This is a genomic window from Phyllobacterium sp. OV277 (genome assembly GCF_900104355.1).
Classification (GTDB): Bacteria; Pseudomonadota; Alphaproteobacteria; order Rhizobiales; family Rhizobiaceae; genus Phyllobacterium.
This window is the reverse complement of the sequence record NZ_FNIY01000002.1, coordinates 166,419-190,682: the sequence shown is the minus strand read 5'-3', so window position 1 is coordinate 190,682 and position 24,264 is coordinate 166,419. Positions and strand designations below refer to the sequence as shown.

At 55.8% G+C, this 24,264-nt stretch carries 23 protein-coding genes and 1 riboswitch; of the genes, 20 read left to right on the top strand and 3 right to left on the bottom strand.

What is annotated here, in order from left to right:
- The first annotated feature begins 213 nt into the window (after positions 1-213).
- The 11 genes from BLU05_RS06875 (at position 214) to thiD (ending at position 11,197) form a co-directional block, all read left to right on the top strand.
- Positions 214-1,269, top strand: coding sequence for a dipeptidase (locus BLU05_RS06875; RefSeq protein WP_091878800.1), 1,056 nt, complete (start codon positions 214-216; stop codon positions 1,267-1,269).
- Between the two features lie 31 nt (positions 1,270-1,300).
- Complete coding sequence (locus BLU05_RS06870) at positions 1,301-2,908, top strand: ABC transporter substrate-binding protein (RefSeq protein WP_091880125.1); 1,608 nt, start codon at positions 1,301-1,303, stop codon at positions 2,906-2,908.
- A gap of 28 nt (positions 2,909-2,936) precedes the next feature.
- Positions 2,937-4,004: an ABC transporter permease gene (locus tag BLU05_RS06865; RefSeq protein ID WP_091878798.1), complete on the top strand. Its 1,068-nt coding sequence runs from the start codon at positions 2,937-2,939 to the stop codon at positions 4,002-4,004.
- Complete coding sequence (nikC, locus tag BLU05_RS06860) at positions 4,001-4,933, top strand: nickel transporter permease (protein WP_091878797.1); 933 nt, start codon at positions 4,001-4,003, stop codon at positions 4,931-4,933. Before BLU05_RS06865 ends, nikC begins: the two co-directional genes overlap by 4 nt.
- Positions 4,930-5,763, top strand: coding sequence for an ABC transporter ATP-binding protein (locus BLU05_RS06855; RefSeq protein ID WP_091878795.1), 834 nt, complete (start codon positions 4,930-4,932; stop codon positions 5,761-5,763). Before nikC ends, BLU05_RS06855 begins: the two co-directional genes overlap by 4 nt.
- Entirely contained in the window at positions 5,760-6,533 is a 774-nt protein-coding gene (locus tag BLU05_RS06850) for an ABC transporter ATP-binding protein (protein ID WP_091878794.1), read from the top strand. Before BLU05_RS06855 ends, BLU05_RS06850 begins: the two co-directional genes overlap by 4 nt.
- 124 nt (positions 6,534-6,657) lie before the next feature.
- Positions 6,658-7,707, top strand: a complete 1,050-nt coding sequence (locus BLU05_RS06845; RefSeq protein WP_175540541.1) for a TadE/TadG family type IV pilus assembly protein — start codon at positions 6,658-6,660, stop codon at positions 7,705-7,707.
- A 54-nt stretch (positions 7,708-7,761) separates the two neighbouring features.
- A riboswitch (TPP riboswitch) is annotated at positions 7,762-7,864 on the top strand.
- A gap of 118 nt (positions 7,865-7,982) precedes the next feature.
- Positions 7,983-8,726: an ABC transporter permease gene (locus BLU05_RS06840; RefSeq protein WP_244518223.1), complete on the top strand. Its 744-nt coding sequence runs from the start codon at positions 7,983-7,985 to the stop codon at positions 8,724-8,726.
- A gap of 38 nt (positions 8,727-8,764) precedes the next feature.
- Positions 8,765-9,712, top strand: coding sequence for an ABC transporter substrate-binding protein (locus tag BLU05_RS06835; RefSeq protein WP_091880122.1), 948 nt, complete (start codon positions 8,765-8,767; stop codon positions 9,710-9,712).
- A 25-nt stretch (positions 9,713-9,737) separates the two neighbouring features.
- On the top strand, positions 9,738-10,400 hold the full coding sequence (thiE, locus tag BLU05_RS06830) for a thiamine phosphate synthase (protein ID WP_091878791.1): 663 nt from the start codon (positions 9,738-9,740) through the stop codon (positions 10,398-10,400).
- Complete coding sequence (thiD, locus tag BLU05_RS06825) at positions 10,397-11,197, top strand: bifunctional hydroxymethylpyrimidine kinase/phosphomethylpyrimidine kinase (RefSeq protein WP_091878789.1); 801 nt, start codon at positions 10,397-10,399, stop codon at positions 11,195-11,197. Before thiE ends, thiD begins: the two co-directional genes overlap by 4 nt.
- Here thiD and BLU05_RS06820 read toward each other — a convergent pair.
- Both BLU05_RS06820 and BLU05_RS26605 read right to left on the bottom strand, forming a co-directional pair.
- Entirely contained in the window at positions 11,139-13,979 is a 2,841-nt protein-coding gene (locus BLU05_RS06820; RefSeq protein ID WP_091878788.1) for a DUF2339 domain-containing protein, read from the bottom strand. The genes thiD and BLU05_RS06820 overlap by 59 nt on opposite strands.
- A gap of 71 nt (positions 13,980-14,050) precedes the next feature.
- Positions 14,051-14,842 carry a lytic transglycosylase domain-containing protein gene (locus tag BLU05_RS26605; protein ID WP_091878786.1) on the bottom strand — a complete coding sequence of 264 codons (792 nt, stop codon included), beginning with the start codon at positions 14,840-14,842 and terminating at the stop codon, positions 14,051-14,053.
- 263 nt (positions 14,843-15,105) lie between these two features.
- On the opposite strand from BLU05_RS26605, the gene BLU05_RS06810 reads away from it, so the two are divergent.
- The 9 genes from BLU05_RS06810 to BLU05_RS06770 all read left to right on the top strand — a co-directional run bounded on the left by BLU05_RS06810 (position 15,106) and on the right by BLU05_RS06770 (position 22,827).
- Entirely contained in the window at positions 15,106-15,855 is a 750-nt protein-coding gene (locus BLU05_RS06810) for a FadR/GntR family transcriptional regulator (RefSeq protein ID WP_091878785.1), read from the top strand.
- Between the two features lie 23 nt (positions 15,856-15,878).
- Positions 15,879-16,853: a sialic acid TRAP transporter substrate-binding protein SiaP gene (locus tag BLU05_RS06805; RefSeq protein ID WP_091878783.1), complete on the top strand. Its 975-nt coding sequence runs from the start codon at positions 15,879-15,881 to the stop codon at positions 16,851-16,853.
- A gap of 66 nt (positions 16,854-16,919) precedes the next feature.
- On the top strand, positions 16,920-17,492 hold the full coding sequence (locus tag BLU05_RS06800) for a TRAP transporter small permease (RefSeq protein ID WP_091878782.1): 573 nt from the start codon (positions 16,920-16,922) through the stop codon (positions 17,490-17,492).
- A 3-nt stretch (positions 17,493-17,495) separates the two neighbouring features.
- Complete coding sequence (locus BLU05_RS06795; protein ID WP_091878780.1) at positions 17,496-18,902, top strand: TRAP transporter large permease; 1,407 nt, start codon at positions 17,496-17,498, stop codon at positions 18,900-18,902.
- Positions 18,899-19,939 (top strand): L-idonate 5-dehydrogenase, encoded by a 1,041-nt coding sequence (locus BLU05_RS06790; protein WP_091878779.1) that lies wholly within the window; start codon positions 18,899-18,901, stop codon positions 19,937-19,939. The genes BLU05_RS06795 and BLU05_RS06790 overlap by 4 nt, the downstream gene beginning before the upstream one ends.
- Positions 19,940-20,079: 140 nt before the next feature.
- Entirely contained in the window at positions 20,080-20,958 is an 879-nt protein-coding gene (locus BLU05_RS06785) for a D-alanyl-D-alanine carboxypeptidase family protein (RefSeq protein WP_091878777.1), read from the top strand.
- A 117-nt stretch (positions 20,959-21,075) separates the two neighbouring features.
- A complete protein-coding gene (locus BLU05_RS06780) occupies positions 21,076-21,660 on the top strand; it encodes a hypothetical protein (RefSeq protein WP_091878776.1) in 585 nt (194 codons plus the stop codon).
- The gene (locus tag BLU05_RS06775; protein WP_091878774.1) at positions 21,660-22,247 is read left to right on the top strand and encodes a hypothetical protein; all 588 of its coding nucleotides are present in this window, start codon (positions 21,660-21,662) and stop codon (positions 22,245-22,247) included. The genes BLU05_RS06780 and BLU05_RS06775 overlap by 1 nt, the downstream gene beginning before the upstream one ends.
- Before the next feature lie 4 nt (positions 22,248-22,251).
- Positions 22,252-22,827, top strand: coding sequence for a hypothetical protein (locus BLU05_RS06770; protein WP_091878773.1), 576 nt, complete (start codon positions 22,252-22,254; stop codon positions 22,825-22,827).
- 3 nt (positions 22,828-22,830) lie between these two features.
- Here the strand turns inward: BLU05_RS06770 and BLU05_RS06765 are convergent, their stop codons facing one another.
- Positions 22,831-24,132 (bottom strand): hypothetical protein, encoded by a 1,302-nt coding sequence (locus BLU05_RS06765; RefSeq protein ID WP_091878771.1) that lies wholly within the window; start codon positions 24,130-24,132, stop codon positions 22,831-22,833.
- Between the last annotated feature and the right edge of the window lie 132 nt (positions 24,133-24,264).

The following is a 24,264-nucleotide window of genomic DNA, read 5'->3' as shown; positions in this document are numbered from 1 at the left end:
AAGCTGGGTTTTAACCACGACCCACAGGTTGCAATCAGTCGTCATAGGCAGCCCGCGCACAAATGCGGCGGCTATTATACTTTTGTACAATTACTATCTTGCCTGTTCGCCGGTGACATGATCTTTTGTCAAAGAAGAAGTGCGTGATGCCGGAATTGATGAAACGATTTATCGGTACCCGCGCCTTGCCGAACAACCGGATTGGGAATTGAAATGCAGCCTGTCTTTGATGGTCACAACGATGTGCTTTACCGGTTGTGGAAACATTCAAGAGACGGAGCCGACCCGATCAGGGAATTCATCGACGGCACCACATCAGGGCATATCGACAAGAAGCGTGCGCTGAAGGGCGGGTTGATTGGTGGACTTTGTGCCATCTATGTCCCATCCGGCGATCTCGCCTTCAAGGCGCCTGATGCAAAAGGTCATTACTCTACGCCGCTTGCCGCGCCTTTGGAGCGTGCGCCCTCTCTCGACATCTCGCTGGAAATGGCTTCAATTGCGCTGCGTCTCGAACAGGCGGGCGGTTGGAAATTATGCCGGTCCACTGCCGATATCGAGGAAGCGATGGGCAAGGGCCTTTTTGCTGCGGTCTTGCATATTGAGGGCTGCGAAGGTATTGGCGCTGATCTTTCCGCGCTGGATGTCTTCTATGCTGCCGGTTTGCGCTCTCTGGGGCCTGTCTGGAGCCGCAACAATGTTTTTGGCCATGGGGTTCCCTTTGCTTACCCCATGGACCCCGATACGGGCCCCGGTTTGACCGCCGCTGGCGAGGATCTCGTCAAGGCCTGCAATCGCCTCGGTATTCTTGTCGATCTCGCCCACATCACCGAAAAAGGTTTCTGGGATGTCGCCCGTATCAGCGATCAGCCGCTGGTCGCCAGCCATTCCAATGTTCATGCGCTGACCCCGGTCGCCCGCAATCTGACGGACAAACAGTTCGACGCTATCCGGGAGCGCAAGGGGCTGGTTGGCCTGAATTACGCTGTGGCGATGCTGCGTCCTGACGCGCGCGAAAATGCCGATACACCGCTCAGCGATATGGTTCGTCATATTGATTATATGGTCAATCGTATGGGTATTGACTGCGTGGCACTTGGCTCAGATTTTGATGGTGCTAAAATCCCCGGCGAAATTGGTGATGCAGCGGGTAATCAGGCGCTCGTCAACGCGCTGGGAGAGGCGGGATATTCTGAAGAGGACCTTGCCAAGATTTGCCGCGGGAACTGGATGCGCGTTCTTGGGTCGGCCTGGCACGAAACAAACTGAAACAATACAAAAAACAGGGGTAATCATAATGTTGATCAATCAGATAAACGCAAAATTCCGACTGCTCGTCGGCAGCGCGGCGCTGTCAGCGCTTATTGTGTCGGGCGTGCCTGCGTGGGCGGCAACACCGGCGGACACGCTTGTCGAAGCGTGGGCGATTGATGATGTCATCACGCTTGATCCGGGCGAAGCATTCGAGCTCACCATGGGTGAGATCAACGGCAATACCTATGACAAGCTGGTTCGTCTCGATATCAACGATCCTTCCAAGATTATCCCCGATATTGCCGAAAGCTGGACGGTTTCTGATGATGGCCTGACCTATACGTTCAAGCTGAAGCAGGGCCTCAAATTCGCCTCCGGCAACCCGTTGACTGCCGAAGACGTTGCCTATTCCTTCGAGCGCGCCATCAAGATCGACAAGAGCCCGGCGTTCATTCTCACCCAGTTTGGCCTGAAGCCTGACAATGTGACCGAAAAGGCCAAGGCGACAGACCCGAACACGTTCGTCTTCACCGTTGATCAGCCCTATGCGCCAAGCTTTGTGCTCAACTGTCTGACCGCAACGGTCGCCTCGGTTGTCGACAAGAAGCTCGTCTCCCAGCACATCGTCGACAATGATTACGGCAATGCCTGGATGAAGACCAACTATGCCGGGTCCGGTCCGATGAAAATCCGCGACTGGCGTGCCAATGAAATCCTCGTTCTGGAACGCAATGACAATTATTACGGCACCAAGTCGATACTCAACCGCGTTATCTATCGCCATGTGAAGGAAAGCGCGACGCAGCGCCTGCTTCTGGAGAAAGGCGATATTGATGTTGCCCGCAATCTGGAACCGAACGATCTGGAACAGGTTGTGAAGAACAGCGACATCAAGACGACAAGTGCGCCAAAGGGCACGATCTATTATTTCAGTCTTAACCAGAAGAACGCCAATCTGGCCAAGCCGGAGGTGCGCGAAGCGCTGAAGTATCTCGTTGATTACGATGCCATCGGCGAAAAGCTGATCAAGGGTATCGGCGAAATCCACCAGACGTTCCTGCCGAAAGGCATTCTGGGCGAACTGGATGAAAAGCCCTATTCGCTCAACGTGGCAAAGGCCAAGGAGCTTCTTGATAAGGCAGGTCTGAAGGACGGCTTCTCGGTGACAATGGATGTGCGTAACGGCCAGCCGGTAACGGGCATTGCCGAATCCGTACAGCAGACGTTTGCACAGGGCGGCGTCAAGCTGGAGATTATCCCCGGCGACGGCAAGCAGACCCTGACAAAATTCCGTGCCCGCACGCACGACATCTATATCGGCCAGTGGGGCGTTGATTACTGGGACCCGAATTCCAATGCGGAAACCTTCACCAGCAATCCTGATAATGCCGATACGGGCACCAACAAGACGCTCGCATGGCGCAATGCCTGGGACGTGCCTGAGTTGACCAAGGAAACCAAGGCCGCTTTGCTTGAACGCGACACGGCCAAACGTGCGCAGATCTACGTGGATCTGCAGAAGAAGGTTCTTGAAACAAGCCCGTTTGTGATGTTGTTCCAGCAGACGGAAGTTGCTGGTTACCGCTCAACCCTCAAGGGCCTTAAGCTTGGACCATCATTCGATACCAACTACGTCTTCAACGTATCGAAATGAACTGGGGCAAACGCCCAAGGCTGAAACGATGACAACGACCGATACCCAACTGGAGGCCAGGCGCTCAGGCGCCTGGGTCTCCAGCCTTGCCCTTGCCATTGGCCGTTTTGTGCTGATCGGTGCAATCACCTTCCTTGGCCTTCTTGCCGTCACGTTCTTCATCGGGCGGGTCATTCCCATTGACCCCGCCTTGGCGATCGTTGGTGATCGAGCCCCGGCCCATGTGGTCGAACGTATCCGGGAAGAATATGGGTTGAACCTGCCGATCTATCAGCAGTTCATCCTTTACGTGAAAGGCGCATTGCAGGGCAATTTCGGCAATTCGGTTTTAACGTCCAATCCTGTGATGACCGACATCCGCAGGGTATTTCCCGCGACGATGGAACTTGCCACTTTCGGTACACTCATAGGCACGCTTTTCGGCGTACCGCTTGGTGTGCTCGCCGCTGTCAAGCGCGGTAGCCTTGTTGACCAGATCGTGCGTCTTATCGGTCTGATCGGCTATTCCATGCCAATCTTCTGGCTTGGGCTGCTGGCGCTTCTGGTGTTCTATGCAAAACTCGGCTGGACCTCTGGCCCCGGCCGTATTGATGTCATCTATGAATATACTTTCACGCCCATAACAGGCTTCTATCTCCTTGACGCCGTGCTGCAGGGCAATTGGGAAGCCTTCCGGAATATCTTCTCCTTCATCATCCTGCCCGCCTCGCTGCTCGGTTATTTCTCGCTTGCCTATATCAGCCGCATGACCCGCAGTTTTATGCTGAATGAACTGGAACAGGAATATATCGTAGCCGCCCGTGCCAAGGGCCTGTCCGAAACCCGTATCATCTGGGCCCATGCGCTGCGCAATGCGGCGGTGCCACTGGTGACGGTCATTGCCCTGTCCTACGCCAATTTGCTTGAGGGATCAGTCCTGACTGAAACAGTCTTTTCATGGCCGGGTCTCGGCATGTACATCACCAACTCCCTGCAAAACGCCGATATGAACGCTGTGCTTGGTGGCACCATCGTCATCGGTACAGTGTTCATCGCCATCAATCTTCTGTCCGATCTTTTGTATCGGGTGCTTGACCCACGGACGCGTGCACGATGAGCCAGACAATCAAGACACCACAACCCATGTCCCGCCGTGAATGGCTGATGAGCGACCGTCCGCAATCGCGCCTGCAGGCAAGGCTTGGGCGCGCCTATCTGGTGTGGGGCCGCTTTGCCAGCAACCGGCTCGCCCTTGCCGGTCTTGCCATCATCATCGCGCTGTTGCTGGTGGCCGCCCTGGCCAATGTTCTCGCACCGCATTCGCCTGTCATTGGCGATTTGCGCAATGCGCGCCTGTTGCCGCCCGGTGGTGACTATTGGCTTGGTACTGATGATCAGGGCCGCGATATTCTCTCGCGCCTGATCTATGGCTCGCGCCTGACACTCTATGTGGTGATTCTCGTCGCTATCATCGCGGCACCTATCGGCCTGATCGTCGGCACTGTCGCCGGTTATGCGGGTGGCTGGGTGGATTCGATCCTGATGCGCCTGACGGATATTTTCCTTGCCTTTCCAAAGCTCATTCTGGCGCTGGCGCTGGTCGCAGCCCTGGGACCCGGCATTGAGAATGCGGTCTTGGCCATCGCCGTCACCTCGTGGCCACCCTATGCCCGTATTGCCAGAGCCGAGACGCTCACCATACGCAACTCCGACTATATTGCAGCCGTGCGCCTGATGGGTGCATCGCCCTTTCGGATTGTCCTGCGCCACATCATGCCGCTCTGCCTGTCCTCGCTCATCGTGCGTGTGACACTTGATATGGCTGGCATCATCCTGATTGCAGCCGGTCTTGGCTTTCTCGGTCTCGGCGCTCAGCCGCCACTGCCGGAATGGGGTGCGATGATCGCTTCGGGCCGTCGCTTCATCATGGATCAATGGTGGGTTGCGGCAGCACCCGGCTTTGCCATTGTCATCGTCAGCCTTGGCTTCAACCTGCTGGGCGATGGCCTGCGTGATGCGCTTGATCCGCGGGGTAACAACCAATGAGCACCCTTTTGACCGTGAACGATCTGCGGGTTCAGTTTCCAACCCGCACCGGGGTGGTCGATGCCGTGCGTGGCGTCTCCTTTACCCTTGGCCGTGAACGTCTTGGTATCGTCGGTGAATCCGGTTCTGGCAAATCCCAGACCGGGCGTGCCATTATGGGGCTGACACCGTCTCATGCGAAAATCACGGCGGAGACGTTGAATTTCGACGGGATCGATCTTCTGAAAGTTTCAGCAGCCGAACGGCGGTCGCTGCGCGGCAATCGCATTGCCATGATCCTGCAGGACCCGAAATATTCGCTCAATCCGGTGATGAGCATCGGACGGCAGATTGTCGAAACCCTGCGCACCCACGAAAAGGTCAGCCGGTCAGAAGCGCGCAAGCGGGCGCTCGATATGCTTGCCGCCGTGCAGATTCGCGACCCTGAGCGGGTTTTTGATCTGCACCCGCACGAAGTATCAGGCGGTATGGGGCAGCGGGCCATGATTGCCATGATGCTGATCACCGGGCCTGAATTGCTGATCGCAGACGAGCCGACCTCGGCGCTTGATGTCACCGTCCAGCTCGACGTTCTTGCCATCCTCGACAATCTGGTGCGGGACCGCGGCATGGGGCTGATCTTCATTTCGCATGATTTGCGGCTGGTATCCTCCTTCTGCGACCGGGTCATTGTCATGTATGCCGGACGGATCGTCGAGGAGATTGCCGCCAAGGACCTGCACAATGCCAAACATCCCTATACGCAAGGTCTTTTGAACTGCATGCCCAAGATTGGTGCCGATACCCATCCGCTCCCCGTCCTTGATCGCAAGCCGGAGTGGGCCGCATGACTACATCTCCTTCCAAAGCGCTTGTCGTCGATAAACTTGAAGTGACATTCGACCGCTTCCGCGCGCTTCGCGGCGTCAGTCTTGACGTGATGCCGGGTGAATCCTTCGGGCTTGTGGGCGAATCCGGTTCAGGCAAGTCGACATTGCTGCGTGCCATTGCAGGACTGGCCCCAACGACACGCGGATCAATCACCGTTAACGGCAAGCTTCTCGGCAAGAGCCGCACCAAGGCATTTTACCGGGAAGTGCAGATGGTGTTTCAGGACCCCTATGGTTCTCTGCATCCGCGCCAGACCGTCGACCGGCTTTTGCTGGAGCCGCTGGCTGTGCATGGCTTTGCCGATATTGAAAAACGTATCCTGCGCGCGCTTGACGAGGTGGGACTTGGATCGAGCTTCCGCTTTCGCTATTCGCATCAGCTATCCGGCGGCCAGCGCCAGCGCGTGGCTATTGCGCGCGCCCTGATCCTTGAACCATCGATCCTGCTTTTGGATGAACCGACATCGGCGCTTGATGCCTCGGTGCAGGCAGAGGTGCTAAACCTGCTCGAACAGATCCGCCGCGACCGCAAATTGACATTCCTCATGGTCAGCCATGATCTGGCAGTTGTGACCCATATGTGCGACCGGCTGATGGTGATGCAGAACGGCGCGGAAGTGGAGCGCCTTTCAGCTGATGATCTTGCGGCGCACAAGGTCACGCAGGCCTATACGCGCAATCTGCTTGTCGCCAGCGAGGGTTTTGTGCGGCCGGATATACCCGCCGCATAGGGTCTGTTTCACCGGATTTTTACCATACGCTGAGACTTGCCGCAGATCGTGACAATCTGAACGAATTTCCTAAAGGCGTATTTACGCCATTTCATCCATGGTCCGCCCAACACCGGAGCGGGCTATGAAAAAATTCAGAGATTTTCTTAAAGATACCAGCGGCGCAACTGCATTGACGTTTGGACTATTGCTTGTTCCGCTTCTCGGCGTGACAGGATTGGCCGTGGATTATACCCGTGCAAGCAGTGATCACGCGGAACTGCAGAATGCAGCAGATGCCGCGGTTTTGTGGGGCGCCTCAACTTACAACGGCAGCAATTTACCCGATGTGAAGGCCCGCATTCAACAAAGTTTGCGCGCTAACCTTCCAGGCTTTGACGCTAGTGGCGCTACCTACGACGTGTCGGTTACTGACGATGTCCCTGCACGGATCAAGCTTTCACTCGCGAGGCCGATGAAGACGACATTCATGCAGGTGTTGAGCCAAAATTCGATGGATATCGGAACCACTTCGACAGCTTCAGGGGCGTTGACGCCAAAGCAAGCAACAATAAAAGTCACGAACGTAAAAGGAATTTATTACAAGAAAATTTCCATTATTGTTGTTGGAGCCGATGGCGCTGAGAAACAAGTCGGCTCTATCGAATACAAATACATCAACAACACAGGGACATCCAATCCCGCAGTGGGATCAACGCCGCTGACCTTTGACTTGGGCACATACAAGTCGTTTTATTTTACCATGATCGTCAAGAAAGACGGCTGCGCTATTGGAATGAAGCCTTCGGGCAGGAATTGTGTGGATGCCCCCAAGGTAAAATCCAACGACCCTAAGAATCCTGGCATGGTCGATGATCCCAAATACCAGATCACGCCAGTTCCAAACAATCTAAACTTTGACAACGAGAATAAATTCTATGGCAATGATACGACCTATGCTTTCTTGGTCAAAAGCAACAGAGCGCGTGATGCCTGGCGGTTCGTTGAGGGCGGCGGTCAATCCACTGTGCCGAAAGATAGCGACACTCCGGTGATTATGGACAAACTTATGAACTGCGATGGTTCGGTAAAAAAACACGGTTGGGAAGATGGCGGTGGGGGCACACCGGATTTCGAGTATACGCTGACAACCGGGTGCGCATTCGATTACTCACAAATTCGCCTGACCCAGTAATCATCAGCACAAAAGCGGCGCGATTGACTTTGCTCTTGCGCCGCTCCATCATGACTTTATTCCGAGGGGGGCACTGTACAGTGCTGAGATAGCGTCGAGCTGGACCCTTGAACCTGATCCGGGTTATGCCGGCGTAGGAACGGGAATTGAGCACTCTCCACGCACTCTGCCTTGTCTTCGCACATATCCGGATCTCCACGCTTTTGATGGAGTCCTGCAGATGCCGTTTACCCTGATATCGCAATCATCATTTCTGTGACGATGTGATCGCCGTCATGGGCATGCTTGTCCGCATCACTGGCGCTTTGCTGGCTGTGCTTCTGTGCTGGCAGTTGGCTATCTGGGCCTTGCAGCCGCCGCGCTTTATCCTGCCGGGTCCCGGCTCAGTTATTGTCGCCTTGATCGAACAGCGCCACTATCTCCTGACCAATGCCGCCATCACCGTGCTCGAAATTCTGCTCGGATTGTTCTTTGGTGCTGTTGCCGGAATCCTGACCGCACTTCTCGTTGCTGGTTTGCCGGGTTTCGGTCAGATCGTCTGGCCGCTCCTGCTTGTTTTGCAGGCACTTCCTGTCTTTGCCATCGCGCCGCTTCTGGTTCTCTGGTTCGGCTTTGGCCTTGCCTCGAAAGTGGTCATGGCGAGCCTCATTATCTTCTTTCCCGTGGCCTCCGCCTTTGCCGATGCGCTGCGCCGCACCAATCAGGATTTGCTGGATGCGGCAGCCCTGACACAGGCAACGCCGCTGGCGACCTTGTTTCGAATCCGCGTTCCCAGCGCCTTGCCCGGTCTCGGCTCAGGCCTGCGCGTTGCGGCGGTCTTTGCGCCTATTGGTGCGGTGATTGGCGAATGGGTTGGTGCCTCGCGTGGGCTTGGCTTTGTCATGCTTCAGGCCAATGCCCGTATGCAGACCGATACGCTGTTTGCCGCCCTCATCATTCTCGCGGTTCTGACTATTGTCCTGCGTTTTCTCGTCGATGCTTTCGCCGCGCGCCTCACCCCTTGGATGCAGGTGTCATGATCAGAATTTTCGTTCGTCCCATCAATAAAGGAATATCCATGTTTCGCCGCTGTGCGTTTGCCTTTGCCCTCTTAACCGCTTTGCCTTTCCTGCCATCACAGGCGATGGCGGCGGACAAGCTGTCTGTTCTTCTCGAATGGTTCGTCAACCCTGACCATGCACCGCTGGTTGTCGCTCGCGAAAAGGGTTTTTTCAGTGAGGCCGGTCTTGATGTCGATCTGATCCCCCCGGCTGATCCGGCGGCGCCACCGCGTCTTGTCGCGGCGAAACAGGCTGATATTGCCATCGGCTATCAGCCCAATCTCTACCTCAGCCATGATGAGGGTCTGCCGCTGGTGCGCTTTGGCACCTTGGTGGAAACCCCGCTCAATACGGTGACGGTGCTGGCCGATGGTCCGATCAAAAGCCTGAAGGATTTGAAGGGCAAAAAGGTGGGCTTTTCCGTGGCGGGCTTTGAAGATGCCATGCTCGGCGCCATGCTGAAATCGGAAGGCCTGAAAGCCGATGATGTCGAACTGATCAATGTCAATTTCGCCCTTTCATCATCGCTCATCGCCAAACAGGTGGATGCGACGGTTGGTGGTTACAGGAATTTTGAACTCACCCAAATGGCGCAGGAAGGCCATAAGGGAACGGCGTTCTTTCCGGAGGAGCACGGTGTTCCTGTCTATGATGAACTGATCTTCCTGACGCACCCTGACCTTGCCGGAGACAGCAGGATGAAACGTTTCATCGAAGCGGTGGAGAAGGGCGCGGTTTATCTGACCAATCACCCGGATGAATCCTGGGCGCTGTTCATCAAGGCCTATCCCGACCTCGATAACCCGCTGAACCTGAAGGCATGGACCGATACTTTGCCGCGTTTTGCCAAGCGTCCCGCTGCGCTCGACCGTAGCCGTTATGAACGGCTCGGTGTGTTCATGCACGATGCCGGACTGATCAAATCCGTACCCAAAGTTGATGATCTGGCCGTTGAACTGCGGTGAAACGTTTCATAGAGGAGGAACAATCATGCCAAAAGTAGATTTTCGTTTGAATGCCATTGTCGATGTTGATGCAATCGGTGGTGACAAGGATTTAGGGCAACTGGCGCTGCAGGCCGCGCGCGGCGGCGCGACCATTATCCAGTATCGCGATAAGAACTCACCGACCCGGGTGATGGTGGAGCGCGCGCGGGCTATCCATGCGGCGTTGAAAGGCACTGGTGTGCCGTTGCTCGTCAATGACCGCATTGATGTTGCTCTGGTGGCTGGTGTTGACGGTGTGCATGTCGGGCGTGAGGACATGCTGGTCAGTGATGCACGAAAGCTGCTTGGTCCTGATGCCATCATTGGTCTGACGGTGAAGAACGAAGCGGATGCGCAAGCGGCCATAGTCGCTGATATCGACTACGCCTGCGTGGGCGGCCTGTTCGAAACTCCAGCCAAGCACAATCCGGATGGGCCGATTGGCTTTGACGGCTTTGCCCGGCTGGCTGCGCTCATCCGGGCAGCAAAGCCGGATCTACCTGTGGGTGCTATCGCTGGCATTGACCTTGGCAAGGTGGCTCCAGCCATTGCGGCGGGCGCAGATGGCGTTGCGATCATTTCGGCAATCTTCCGGCAGGCTGATCCGCGCGCCGCTGCACAGGTGCTGCGCGATGCTGTCGATGAGGCGTTGAGGGCGACGGCATGACCGCCATTGCCTTGACGATTGCAGGCTCCGATAGCGGCGGCGGCGCTGGTATTCAGGCCGATCTCAAGACGTTCTCGGCGCTTGGTGTCTATGGAACAAGCGTATTGACCGCAATCACGGCGCAGAACACACGCGGCGTTACCGCCATCGAGAATTTAAGCCCGGGCATTATTCGCGCGCAGATTGATGCGGTTCTCTCGGATATCGCGGTGGGTGCGATCAAGATCGGCATGGTCTCCACCGTGGAAACCATCGATGCTATCGCCGAAGCCTTGAACCGATGGCAACGCCAGGTGGTGCTTGATCCGGTAATGGTTGCAACCTCGGGTGATCCATTGTTACAGCCCGAGGCGATTGAGGTGCTTCGTACGCAGCTTTTGCCTCTGGCGCTTGTGCTGACACCCAATTTGCCTGAGGCCGCGCTCCTGACCGGCACGGACATTGCTCAAGATGAACAGGCAATGACACGGCAAGCCGAACTGCTGTTGAAGCTTGGCCCGGCGGCAGTGTTGATCAAGGGCGGCCATGGCAACAGTGCCTTGAGTACGGACCTTCTCTTCGACGGTTCGTCCTTACAGCGTTTTGACGGTCCGCGCCTGTCAACAACTCACGATCACGGTACGGGTTGCACGCTTGCAGCGGCCATCGCCAGCGGACTTGCCAAAGGTCACGACCTGCCTACGGCAATCGGCGAGGCAAAGGATTATCTGACGGCAGCCATGGCTGCCGCCGATACGCTTAAAGTGGGTCAGGGGCGCGGGCCTGTTCACCACTTTCATCATTGGTGGGCGGCGTAGCTGCCGCCCCCGCATTGAGAATGCGCTGATAGAACAGCCCCACACCAACAAGCGAGAGGCCGAGGCCAATAAAGGACAGCGCCCGCAAGATGCCTTCAAGATTTGCCATGTCGAGCAGGAAGACCTTGGCGATGACAAGAAAGACGATCGGGGCAGAGATCAGACGCAACGGCCTGTTCTGCCGCCATGCCCCAAGACCGAACAGGCCAAGGCCGAACAATAGCCAGACGGCGGAATAGGTGAACATCTCAGGCGAATCCACACCCTGTCCCAGATTGATATAGTTGCCCTGGAAGAAGAGACGGATAGTCAGTGTGACCCATGTAAACAGCATGAGGCCCGAGAGGATTGCCAGCGCCATGGCGTAATGTCTGGGGCGGTTCGCCTGTGCCATAACCAGCGGCAAGCCGAAGAGTTTTATCTGCGGTTCGCCAAAGGCATTGAGCGCAACAAGTGCTGCCAGAAGGCCGGGCAGCAGATAACCCATAAACAGGCTGTTGAAGACAAATCCGCCAGCGACAAAACCGTCAAACAGCGGATTGAGGAAGATGAAATGCTGACACACGGCAATCAGAATGCCGACATAGCCAACAATCAGTGCAGCAGTGCGATAGAGCCAGTCCTGGCCACCCTTGCTCAGCATCATCAGTGACAGTGATCCGCCAAGCGCGATGAGCGTGTAGAGCGACTGTTCGCTCAATGTGAGATCGCCATTGCTGCTCAATGTGCCGCCGTTCATCCAATGGCGAACGAGGATATTGATAAGCACGAAGCCCGCCAACACGGCGAGCGCCTGCACGAGGCGGTAGGCCGTATCCTTGATCCCCTTGGCGAGGATGATCTGCGCGATCACCATAGCCGCGAAGAACCCGCCATAATTGAGCAGAAGCTGGTTGAAGAACGGCGTTGTCGACAAGCGGTCACTGCCGACGATGGTTGGATCGAAGAAAATATGTCCGATGATGACGACCGCAAAGACTGCCGGAGCAAAGCGCAGCACCGGCGCCATGCGCATGCGGGTGGCGAGCGCGTAGACAACGGCAAGTATGCAGGCGGCCAGAACACGCCATTGCGGTTCGAACACGACAAATAGCGCAAGAACGGCAAAGCCGATGGATGCAGCATCAAACAGCCATGCGGGCGAGATTGGCTTGATGTCGTCTTTCCATGCGCGTGCCAGCCACGTCGCAGCGCCAAAGCCGATGATTGCCAGCGCCACGGTCAATATTTCTTCGGTTGAAGCCGGTGTATTGCCGAAGATGTAGATCATCAGGATGATCATGACGAATGGAACAGCAGTTCCCAACGCCGCATAGGCAAGTCCGCGTATGATGTCAGGCAGCCGGGCAAGCACGGTTGCCGCAATAACGCCGATAGCTGTGAAAGCAAGCGCAATGAAAATGGCAAAGCTGCGATATTTCATCGGGTCGTAGAGCGATAGGCCTGAATTGTCGAAGCCGCTATCCAAAAACTGGTGCATGTCCAGAAGGGTGAGTGGTACGAGCGAGAGCAGGGCCGCCGGAACAAGGAAGGGCAAGGCACGGCGTATAAAGAGCGGTGCCAGTGTTGATACGGCGATGATGATCGTTGCAAGGATCAGATAGCGCGAGGACGCCAGTCCGAAAAGATCGTGCGAGATATAGCCAAGTCCGAGAAGAACCGCGCCAGCGGCACCCGCTATGGTAACAGGGTCGAAATAGGGCTCCTCTATCCGGTCGAACAGTTTGTAGCTTGGCTTCAGATGGCTAAACACCGATAGAGCCAACAGGCTGACCGTTAAAAGGCCGAGCGCGCCGCCATTGGGCAGGGGATCGAAACCCGTATAGGCCGCGCCCCAGAGCGCTGCGAGAATGATTGCGCCGCCGCCGATCAGTGGCCAGTTTTTCGCGCGCGACAGAACAACCGAGACGAGCGTAACAACCGACAGATAGGTCATGAAACTGTAGGGTGCCGGTGCTTGCGAATTCACCAGAGCCGGAGTGAGGTACGAACCGATAAGGCCAAGCCCGGCAATCCACGGGCCATGTTTGATGGCCAAAGCGAGTGTCGCAAGGCCAACAGCTCCGAGCGCAACAAAGGCAGTGGAGGTGCCGATAAAGCCATAGATGCCATGGGCGGCATAGACGACGGCAAAGAGTGCCGCCGAACCTGCGGCGGTCAGAACACCGGGAATATAGTCAGGGCCGCTAACAGAAAGGCCGAGTGGCTTTTCTTTGCGCCGCAGATATTCACCCGCGCCCAAGAGCAGCAGGCCAAAAAGAGCGCCGAGGCAAAGCCGGATACCGGGGCCAAGCAGTTCATTTTCAATGGAATACTGCACGACGAAGATACCGCCGAGGAAAAGCGCGACACCGCCGATCCAGACTGGCCAGTTGCGGCCAAGCGACCGCTCGAAATCGCCATAGGATTTCTTCTTTGGCTGCTCGACTGGAATACCGGTTGCAGGCGTCGCTTTGACTGTAACCGGCTCAGCTGAGGGTTTGCCGGACATGATCTCGGCGACCTTTTTGGGGTCGAGTCGAGTGGAGGCGGCTACTGCTCGCATCGGCGGCCCTACGGGCTCGGCGGCGGGTAGCTGGGGTGTGACGACGGTCGTTAAGGGTTCATCTTCCCGGAACCGGCGAGCCGTTTTACTATTCTCGCGCCCTATGGGCGCAGGCTGGAGTGTCCCGGCAATTTGCTGCTGCAATTGCTCAACCTGCTTGCGCAGTACACTGATTTGCTGCCGCGCAGTTGCCGCAACAATAAGCGCGACGATGGAAATAATGATAGAAAGAAACATTCATGTGCCCCCGATTGAGCACACAACGCCATGAATCGGCTAATTATTCAACTAGCGTATTTATAGCCCGTTCAGAATGGGCGGTCCGCAGGAATGGCAACGAGGCTGAGACGGACAGGCGCCGGATCAGCCATTGCAATGGCTGCGGCGGGTTGGATGATTGCGGCTGTCTGCTGCTGGGCAATGGTTGGAACCGGAGCCATGGGCAGGGAAGCAATCTGGGTCGACACGACAGGCGTGCCACCCTTCAGACCGGTTTCTTCGAGCATACCCTTGCGCTTGGCCTGATAGTAATAGCCTCGCGAATAAAGCCGCACGGCCTGATCCGGATTGCGGTCGGCAACGCGATAGGCACCGGCCAGATATTTCACACCGTATTTGAGGTTGGTTTCCGCATCGAGCAAGTCTTTGGCGGTACCGTTGTGGCCCATGGCGCGAGCCGTGGACGGCAATAATTGCATCAGGCCCCAATATTTGCCGTTACGCGCTTCCGGGCGGCCACGGCTTTCACGGTGGACGACACGGCGCACAAGTGATTCAGGTACGGCATAAGCGGCTGAATATTGCGAAATGAGGGTGTCAACCGGAGTGCCCGGCGCAGAAAACTTGGCAGGTTCCGCAACCGAAGCCACTTCGACAGCTGCGCTCGGCGTCATCGTTGTGGTTTTGACCGCCGGGCCCGCATAGGCCATCTGGACTGGGGCGTCCGTTACCGTCAATGCAGTGGTGCGGGGGGCAGCAGCAGGAACCGGAATCGATGCTGTAGCGACTGGAAGTGTCGGGTTGCCCGTGGTGCAGGCAGCCAAGGTCAGTACCAGACCAAGACAGGCCAGAGGGCGCAGCAATCGAATGTCAGAAACCATTGTCCACCAGTTTTATGCGGCCGTTTACGACCCGTTAATTTTCTCTCTACCCTGTTCGGGGGCATCTGCGGCAATCACTTTGCGCAACAAACTGTAACAAATGCCCTTTCCACAGGCCTGTGCGGCGGTTTTGGGCGGTTAAATTGGCTGCAAAATTGAACAATTGACTCTATCATATATATCAATGTATCAGTTGAATATTGGTAAGGCCAATTTACCAGTGGTGCGTGTGATCGGGAGGATGCGCGCACAGGGGAGGGTCCATGTTTGCAGCCATCCAGCCACGCCGGCTCTACCGGCAGGTCGCCGACCAGATACGCGCGCTCATCGAAAAGGGTGAGTTTGCGGTTGGCGAACGCTTGCCCGGCGAGCGCGAACTGGCTGAACAGCTTGCGGTCTCCCGCCCAACCATACGTGAAGCCCTGATCGCCCTCGAAGTGGAAGGTTTTGTCCACATCCGCATGGGTTCAGGCATCTATGTCATCCAGCAAAGACCACGACGGAGTGCCTTTCATCCGGAAGATCTGGAGGGCCCATTCGAACTTCTGCGCGCCCGCTCATTGATTGAATGCGCCATTGCCGAAGAAGCGGCGCGGATGGTTACACCAGCCCATGTGGCGGCGCTGGATGAGGTGCTGACCCGCATGGCGGGTAATTTCCATAGCCCGCAAATATCCATTGGTTATGATCGGGATTTTCACACGACAATCGCCGGTATCATCGAAAATTCCGCGTTGAACCGTTTTGTCGGCGAGTTGTTTGACCAGCGCATGACGCCCTATTTCGAAAAGCTCGCCAGTTATTTTGAAGGTCCGGCGTCGTGGCAGCAGGCGTTCGCCGAACACCGCGCCATTCGTGATGCCATCGCGGCGGGTAATCCTGTGGCGGCCAAAGCGGCCATGCAATTTCATCTTCTGCAATCGCAGGCAAGATTTTCCGAAAGTTTCGGTGAGGAGCCGGACACGGAGAGGGGGCAACCTGAGGGGCGCGCCAAGAGAAGCAACACGATCTGATTTCAATCTGGGAGGAGAAAGACATGAAGATCAAACTGACAGCCATTCTGGGCGCTGTGGCAGCGCTTGCCTTGTCCGCCGTAGCGGCACAGGCGCAAACGGTGCTCAAATGGGCCCATGTTTACGAAACATCCGAACCGTTCCACACGCAATCGGTCTGGGCCGCCGAAGAAATCAACAAGCGCACCAATGGTCGCTACAAGATCGACGTTTTCCCGGCTTCGCAGCTCGGCAAGGAAGCCGACATCAATCAGGGCCTGAAGCTCGGTACCGTTGATATCATCATTTCCGGTTCCAGCTTTGCCGCCCGTGACTTCAAGCCGATTGGCGTTACTTATTTCCCCTATATTTTCCGCAATCCTGAGCATCTGATCGCCTATACGAAGAGTGATATATTCAAGCGTCTGGCCAAGGGCTACGAGGACAAGACGGGCAACCACATTGCCGCTGTCAGCTATTACGGCACGCGTCACACCACATCGAACAAGCCGATTGCAAAATGCTCTGATATGCAGGGTCTGAAAATCCGTGTGCCTGATGTGCCTGCCTATCTTGCCATGCCGCGCGCCTGCGGTGCCAACACCACACCGATTGCCTTTGCCGAGGTCTATCTCGCCTTGCAGAATGGCACTGTTGAAGCGCAGGAAAATCCGCTGACCACGATTGAAGCGAAAAAGTTTTTCGAGGTGCAGAAGAACATTGTTCTGACCGGCCACATTGTTGATCACCTCAACACGGTGATCTCCAAGACCCGTTGGGCCAGCCTTTCGGATGAAGACAAGAAAATCTTCGGCGATGTGATGCAGGAGGCGGCGGAGAAGACGACGAAGATCATCGAGGACAAGGAAAACCAACTCGTCACCAGCTTCAAGGAACGCGGTCTGAACGTTACTGAAGTCGACAAGGCTGACTTCGAGAAGAATGTCATGGAAAAGGTGAAGTTCGAAGACTTCGGTTACGAAAAGTCCGATTGGGAAGCCATTCGCGCCATCAAATAATTTCTGGCGATGACCGGGGAAATTCTCCGGTCATCTCTCCCCATGGTTTTTGAACGGAGAGATTGCATGACAAAGGAAGTTCATACCCAGACGACCGCCGAGGAACTGGCGCATTCATTTGAAGATGCGGCACCGGCCGCCAATTTATCCGATTATGCCATCGAGGATTGGCTGACGCTGATCATCTTCTGGCTGATGACCGGCTGCGTTTTCCTGCAATTCTTCACGCGTTATGTCCTCAACAACAGTTATGCCTGGACAGAGGAAATCGCGATCAACTGCCTGATCGGTGTCGTGTTCCTTGGTTCCGTCATGTGCGTGCGGGTCTCCCGGCATATTCAGGTCGACGTGCTCTATCACTACATTCCGGCACCTCTTGCGCGCGTACTCGCCATTTTCGTTGACCTCGTGCGCATGGGCTTCTTTGTCTATGCCTGCTGGTTGATGTGGCGCTATGTCGACATTGTTGCCGACGAGCAGATGGTCACTGTCGATCTGCCGCGCAATATCGTTTTCTATTCCGTCCTGCTGGCATTCGTCCTGATGCTGTTTCGATCCATTCAGGTTTTCATCAGCAATTTGCGCCGTGGCTATTCCGTTCTGGAACGGCCGGAGGAATTTCAGAAGGTAGAGGATTAATCCATGCTGCTTCTTGTTGGATCGTTTCTTGTTCTCATGATTATCGGCGTGCCGGTTGCCATTTCCATGGCCGTGGCCTCGGTGCTCTATCTCGTTCTCTACGGCGTCGCCCCTGACATTATCGTCGCACAGCGCATGATTGCCGGTGTTGAAAGTTTTCCGCTGCTCGCCGTGCCCTTCTTCATTCTCGCTGGCAATTTGATGAACTCCGCCGGTGTCACAGGCCGCATCTATGCCTTTGCTGTCGCGCTTGTCGGGTGGATGAAGGGTGGCCTCGCGCAGGTCAATATCATCGGTTCCGTGGTATTCTCCGGCATGTCTGGTACGGCGCTTGCCGATGCGGCCGGTATCGGCACCATCGAAATCAAGGCGATGAAAGACCATGGCTATCCCATCGAGGCAGCCGTTGGCGTGACCGCCGCGTCGGCAACGCTCGGGCCAATCTTCCCGCCATCCCTGCCTTTCGTGATTTACGGCATGATGGCCAATGTCTCCATTGGTGCATTGTTCATGGCCGGTATCATGCCCGGTGTTGTCATGACCGTGTTGATGATGCTGACGGTTGCCGTCTTTGCCTATGTTTACAAATGGGGTTCGGACGCGCCCTTCGAGATGAAGCAACTGCTTGAGGCAGGGCTCGAAATCCTCGTCGTCTTTTCCATTCCCGTTATCATCTACATCGCGACGCTTCTGGGCTTTTCCGTTAATGCCTCGGTTGGTATTGCCCTTCTTATTCTGCTGGCGGTGGACTGGTATTTTGACTTCTCCGCCGTGATGGCCCTGATGACCCCGGTTATTCTCATCGGCGGTATGACCATGGGCTGGTTCACGCCCACTGAAGCCGCTGTAGCAGCTGTGCTCTGGTCATTGTTTCTTGGCCTTGTGCGCTATCGCACCATGACTTTGGCAAGCCTTGCCAAGGCGAGTTTTGATACCATTGAAACAACGGCTTCGGTGCTGTTCATCGTAACGGCGGCATCGGTATTTGCATGGCTGCTCACGGTCAGTCAGGCCGCACAATTGCTGTCAGCGACAATCCTGTCGATCACCGATAACAAATGGGTGTTCCTCATCCTCGTCAATCTGCTGATGCTGTTTGTCGGCTGTTTCCTCGATACAATTGCCGCCATCACCATTCTGGTGCCGATCCTGCTACCGCTTGTCCTCAAATTCGACATTGACCCGGTGCATTTCGGGTTGATCATGACGTTGAACCTGATGATCGGTCTGCTGCATCCGCCGCTCGGTATGGTGTTGTTCGTGCTGTCGCGTGTTGCCAAGCTTTCGGTTGAGCGTACCACCATGGCAATCCTGCCCTGGCTGGTTCCGCTCTTCATCGCCCTTATTGCCATTACCTTCATACCGGCGATCACCCTGTGGCTGCCGACACAACTGGGACTAATCAAATGAATACCATAGCTGCTACCCTTTTTGGCCCCGAGGATCTGCGTGTTGTCGAAGGTTCGCTCTCGACACTGAAGCCCAATATGGTGCGCATCAAATTCGGGGCGGGTGGCATCTGTGGCTCTGATATGCATTATTTCCGCCACGCACGAACCGGCGATTTCGTGGTGACATCGCCGCTCATCCTCGGCCATGAGGTGGCCGGGGAAGTGGCGCAAATCGGGTCTGACGTTGCGGGGCTTGCTGTTGGCGACCGCGTCGCGGTCAACCCGTCGCGCTGGTGCGGCACCTGTGTCTATTGTCACGAGGGCCGCGCCAATCTGTGCGAGAATATCTACTTCATGGGTTCCGCCTCAAAGACCCCGCATATGCAGGGGGGGTTCGCCAGTTATTTTGATGCAACACCGGCGCAATGCGTGAAGGTGCCGAAAGATTTTCCGTTTCAGGCAGCGGCGCTGGCCGAACCTCTTGCCGTCTGTCTTCACGCGGTGCGGCGTGTCGGGCATGTCAAAGGCCACTCAGCCATTATTTTCGGCGCCGGACCTATCGGCCTTCTGACCTTGCTCGCGCTGAAACATGCGGGAGCTGAATCGGTGGCGATGGTTGATCTGGCGGCAGCACCCCTCAAATTCGCGCTTGAACTCGGCGCTAACAAGATATTCGACCTGTCAGAAGGCGAGGAGAAGCTTGCCAAACTGGCTGTGGCAACGCCTTTCGATATTGGCTTTGAAATTTCGGGCACCGCCGCTGGTCTTGCCTCGGCCATACGCACCGTACGGCGTGGCGGTACGGTCGTGCAGGTCGGCAATCTTCCCGGCGGGTCTATTCCCGTGCCAGCCAATGCTGTTATGGCAAGGGAGATCGACCTGAAAGGCACATTCCGTTTCGGCGAAGAATTCTATGAAGCGGTTGAGTTGATTGTCTCGGGCGAAATTGATGTATTGCGGCTTGTGACGGGTGAATTTCCGCTCAGCGAGGCTCCGGCGGCATTCGCTGAGGCTCTGGACCGGTCCCGTAGCGTCAAGGTTGTGCTGACCGCTTGAAGCCCAGCGACAATTTAGTGATGGGAACACCGCTTGGTCTTGATCAAGAAATCAGCTAACAGGATGGCGGTGCAGCGTATTATTAACGATACTGCGCTAGAAACTGCCTGTTTGCACTCTTGGAAATCAGACACCGGAAAATGAACGTGCCGCGAGTTTTTTACCCCCTGTCACTGATGTCGAAATGCCTGGCATTGTTTGTTCTGGTCGTTGGTGTGGCGAGCGGTTGCACAACCACTTCGGCACTGCAGCCCGTAGCGACGACGACCCCAACCGTAATGACGGAGAAATCCGCTTCGATCGTCGTGGATAGCAGCACCGGTGCGGTGCTCTATCAGGCGAGTGCCGATCTGCCCCGCATTCCGGCATCCCTCACCAAGATGATGACGTTGTATCTGACCTTCGAGGCGCTGGAATCCGGCCGCCTCACCAAGAATACAATGCTTCCGGTTTCGGCCCATGCCGCGTCTCAGGCGCCAAGCAAGCTTGGTTTCAAGCCGGGCCAGTCGATCGATGTAGATACGGCGATCAAGGCCATCGTAATCAAGTCTGCTAATGACGTTGCCGTCGCTCTTGCCGAAGCGCTCGGTGGTTCCGAACCGCAATTTGCTGCGTTGATGACAGCCAAGGCCCGCCAACTCGGCATGAAGGGAACCACCTTCAACAACGCATCGGGCCTGCCCGATCCCGCACAGATCACCACGGCCCGGGATATGGCCCTTCTTGGCATGGCACTGCGCAAGCATTTTCCCAACCAATATTACTATTTTGCCCTGCATGAATTCACGTTCAACGGGAAGCTTGTGGAAGGCCACAACCGTGTATTGGCAAAGCTCAATGGCGCTGACGGTATCAAGACAGGCTATGTCCGCGCCTCCGGTTTCAACATTGTCACCTCCGTCTATGACAATGGCCGCCAGCTCGTCGCTGTGGTGATGGGCGGTGATACGGCAAGAGCGCGCGATCAACAGGTCGTCGATCTGGTCCATAGTTATCTGCCCATGGCGGCCTCGCGCTAAGCACCTTCGATCTCTACCCAAGGACTTGCCATGCAACGCGCTTACGTTGCATGTTCCGCAGAAAGCGACTCAGAGTTTAGCGCGATTGTATCGCGCTGATGGGAGGATGATCGCCCGATGTGGTCCTACATGCGCAATCTCAGCAGCAAGGCGCTTGCCTGGATAACAGCTGGTATTGGTGGTTTCGCGGCAATCGCCGTTGCCGTAGCGTTGGGGGTTTCCGAAGCCCGGTCGCCAAATGAAATTCCCAAACTATCGCCAGGGCAATCGCTCGATGCGGGCAGGTGGCAGATCAAACCACTGAAAGTCTGGGCGACCGATCAGAAAATTTATGGTCTGACGCCAAAGCCCGATCAGAAAGCACTGGTACTTGAAGTTGAGTTGATGAACCGGACGGCCCAGTCCGACAGAAGCTATTACAGCGCGTTCCATTTGCCCTCGGAGATTGAAACGAAGGCGGAAAAGCCGATGGTCTATCTTGCGCGCGATCAGGCCTTGATGCCGTCTCTGCAGCCGGGGCTGCCGGAAAAACTTGTCTATGTCTGGCTCATACCAGCCACCGCAGTGCGAAAAGACGCTATATCTCTGAGTATCGAGGCCGAGAAATTCAAACCACAGGATAATCTGTACGGTATGCCCGGCTGGTACAACAAATATACCGCGGCGACGGTCAGTTTGCCGCTCGCCGGAGGGCAGGGCTGATGCGCCTTGTCGCCAACATTCTGGCGGTCTGCCTTGCTGTCGCTTTGCTCTATGGCATGCAACAGACGAAGCCACACTATATGGATTTAACCGGCCCCATTCCCGTCTATGGCAAGATGCATGACAAGGTGCTTACCCGCCGCTTTGATGTAACATTGGATCAGGTGGAGTTTGCCCGCGTGCTTACATTCACCCAGTATGGGCAGAGCAAGACCCTGACCACTTCAGGTCTGTGGGCTATCGCAACGGTAGATTTGGCGGCAACAGACGCTTCGACAACAGTGATTGCCGCGACATGGCAGGGACCGACTGGCCTGCGTTACCAGAGGTCTGATCGTCTCGGGACGTTGGCGAGCATGATGCCTCCGATGCTTGAGCCAGGCATGCCCAAAAAGCTCCGTATTGTTTTCGAGATCATTCCCGATCAGGTCAATGGCGCCACATTTGTGCTCGCCAACCAGATCGAACCAAGGCTTGATTCAGAGGCGCGTATTGCCATCAATGATTTCAGAAAATTCAATGATGGCCAGCCGCTCATAGCCGACACCTATGATCTTTCAAAACCCATGCTTGTTTCAGGGAACTGACAAGATGAGCGCTCTATACGAGGAAACACCTGACCTTTCCGAACGCTGTTGGCGACGGCGCAGCCTTTGGGCGCTGATCCTGCTCGTTCCCCTGACTTTGCTTGTTACGTCCTATGATGATCTCAAGGAAATGGGAAAAAGTAACGACTTTCTGCCTGTTGACGTCGCCTCGGGTCAAAGCGCACGCTATGGTGGCAGCGACTGGCAGTTTGTCGAATTCCGCACGGTCACTGATGGCAAAAATTCCAAGTCACTTCCGGAAAATTCAGTACCTGTTATCGCGCGCTTCATTGTCGAGATTGGTGATCCCGATCTGAGAAACCTTTGGGTGATGTGCTCCATCCAGCTTGTCGATGCGTCAGGGCGGTCGTGGTCGCCAACGTCAGTTCCGGGTCTGCCACCTCAGTCCGAGGGTATAGAGACCTGTGTTACCACTATCTTTGCCGGTGTCAGCAAGGGAAACCGGCGGGTGGTGGAGGAAACCTATCTTGTTCCTGCCAATGTGGTTGGTGAATTGCGGCCAACGCTCGGTATGCGCACCGAGCGTCCCTATTATCTGCGCTTTGCCCGCCCGCAATAGAGCTTAGCTTGCAGCTTTTATAGGCTCGGCCACCACCTCCTTGGGTTTGCGGGTCATGGAGAATGCAGTTTCCAAAACAGCGGCTAGAAAGCAGATGCGCAACGGTTCAATCAGAATACCGGTGGAGGAGTCCTGTAGGGAGCTGCCAAACAGAAACGCTACGCCATTGGAAAGAACCTGCCAAATATCAAGCGAATGCGGACCAATCAACCGGGCGGTGCCCAGCCATAACCATGCCCCAGCCCATTCGATAAAACGATAACCGAGGATCAATGTCAGGATCAGAAGCAGTCCGGAATTGAGGGTCAGCTTGACGCTGTTGGCGATGGGCAGGTAGCGCGAGCGATAGCCGCCAATGAAATGTTCAATGAAATCACGCAGGAATTTCGGGATGGTTTTATAACGCTCGCCGAACCGTTCGACACGGTGATGGATGCGCAGAAGTTCCTTTTCGTCGCGCACGTCGTAACCATAGACCAGCGCCACCATGACGAGCCAAATGACAGGTATGAGCGCATGGAAAAACAGGCTCACCGCAACAGTGCTGAAGGCTTGCGGGGTCTGTTCGACCGGTATGAAACCCACCGCAGCATAGGCAGACGAAACCGGCTCGGAGAGGCTTGCAATCAGTGACTTGAAATAGCCCCACAGATTGCCTTCGCTCAGTGCCTTCATCCAGCTGTCTTTCCAGCGGCTGACAATATAGAGACCGATAAAAACCCAGTTTGTCTCACACACGACCATAATGATCTGCCAGACAGACTGACCGGTCTTTTCCTTCATGATCTTTGCTAGCTGGCGCACCGCCCATGAGACGGCTACGGACAAGAGTATCCATCTGGAATCCAGTACGTCGAGGACATTGCCGCCGCTTTCGCCGAAGGGCATCTGCTCAAGCGCCGCACGCGAATATTGCCGCACGGTATTGGCAAGAAATCCCCATGCGGCGTAATAGGCAAAGAAGGGAATGAGCGCGACGGAGACCATGGTAGCCAGTCTTGAAAGACTCTTGCGTGCGGTGTCTTCCCCGCTATCAGGCTGTCTCTTTTCTTGAGCCGCATTGAGTGCCGGAAGGCCGGGCCTGATAATCTGGATCATGCAAACGGTCGTCACCAGCTGTGCCAGTGCAACCAATGTCAGCACCGCCAGTCCCGCATAGTGATTGGCGAAGGCGGCATCGACTGCCAATTGCATGAGTATGTTGGAGGCAATGACGCCAAGCAGAACCACGGCAAACAGTTGCGGCCAGAATCTCCACCACAGCCGGAATGTCAGCTTGATAGGCAATACCGCTTCGGCCAGCATGACAGGTCCCTCCCGAATCTCATGCGGACCTTAGCAAAATTGACGGCCCTGTCACCCTTGGGCGCGCTTCGGATTTCTGTCGCAAAGGACAGACAATAAAAAACTGCGCCGGATATCCGGCGCAGTTTGCTT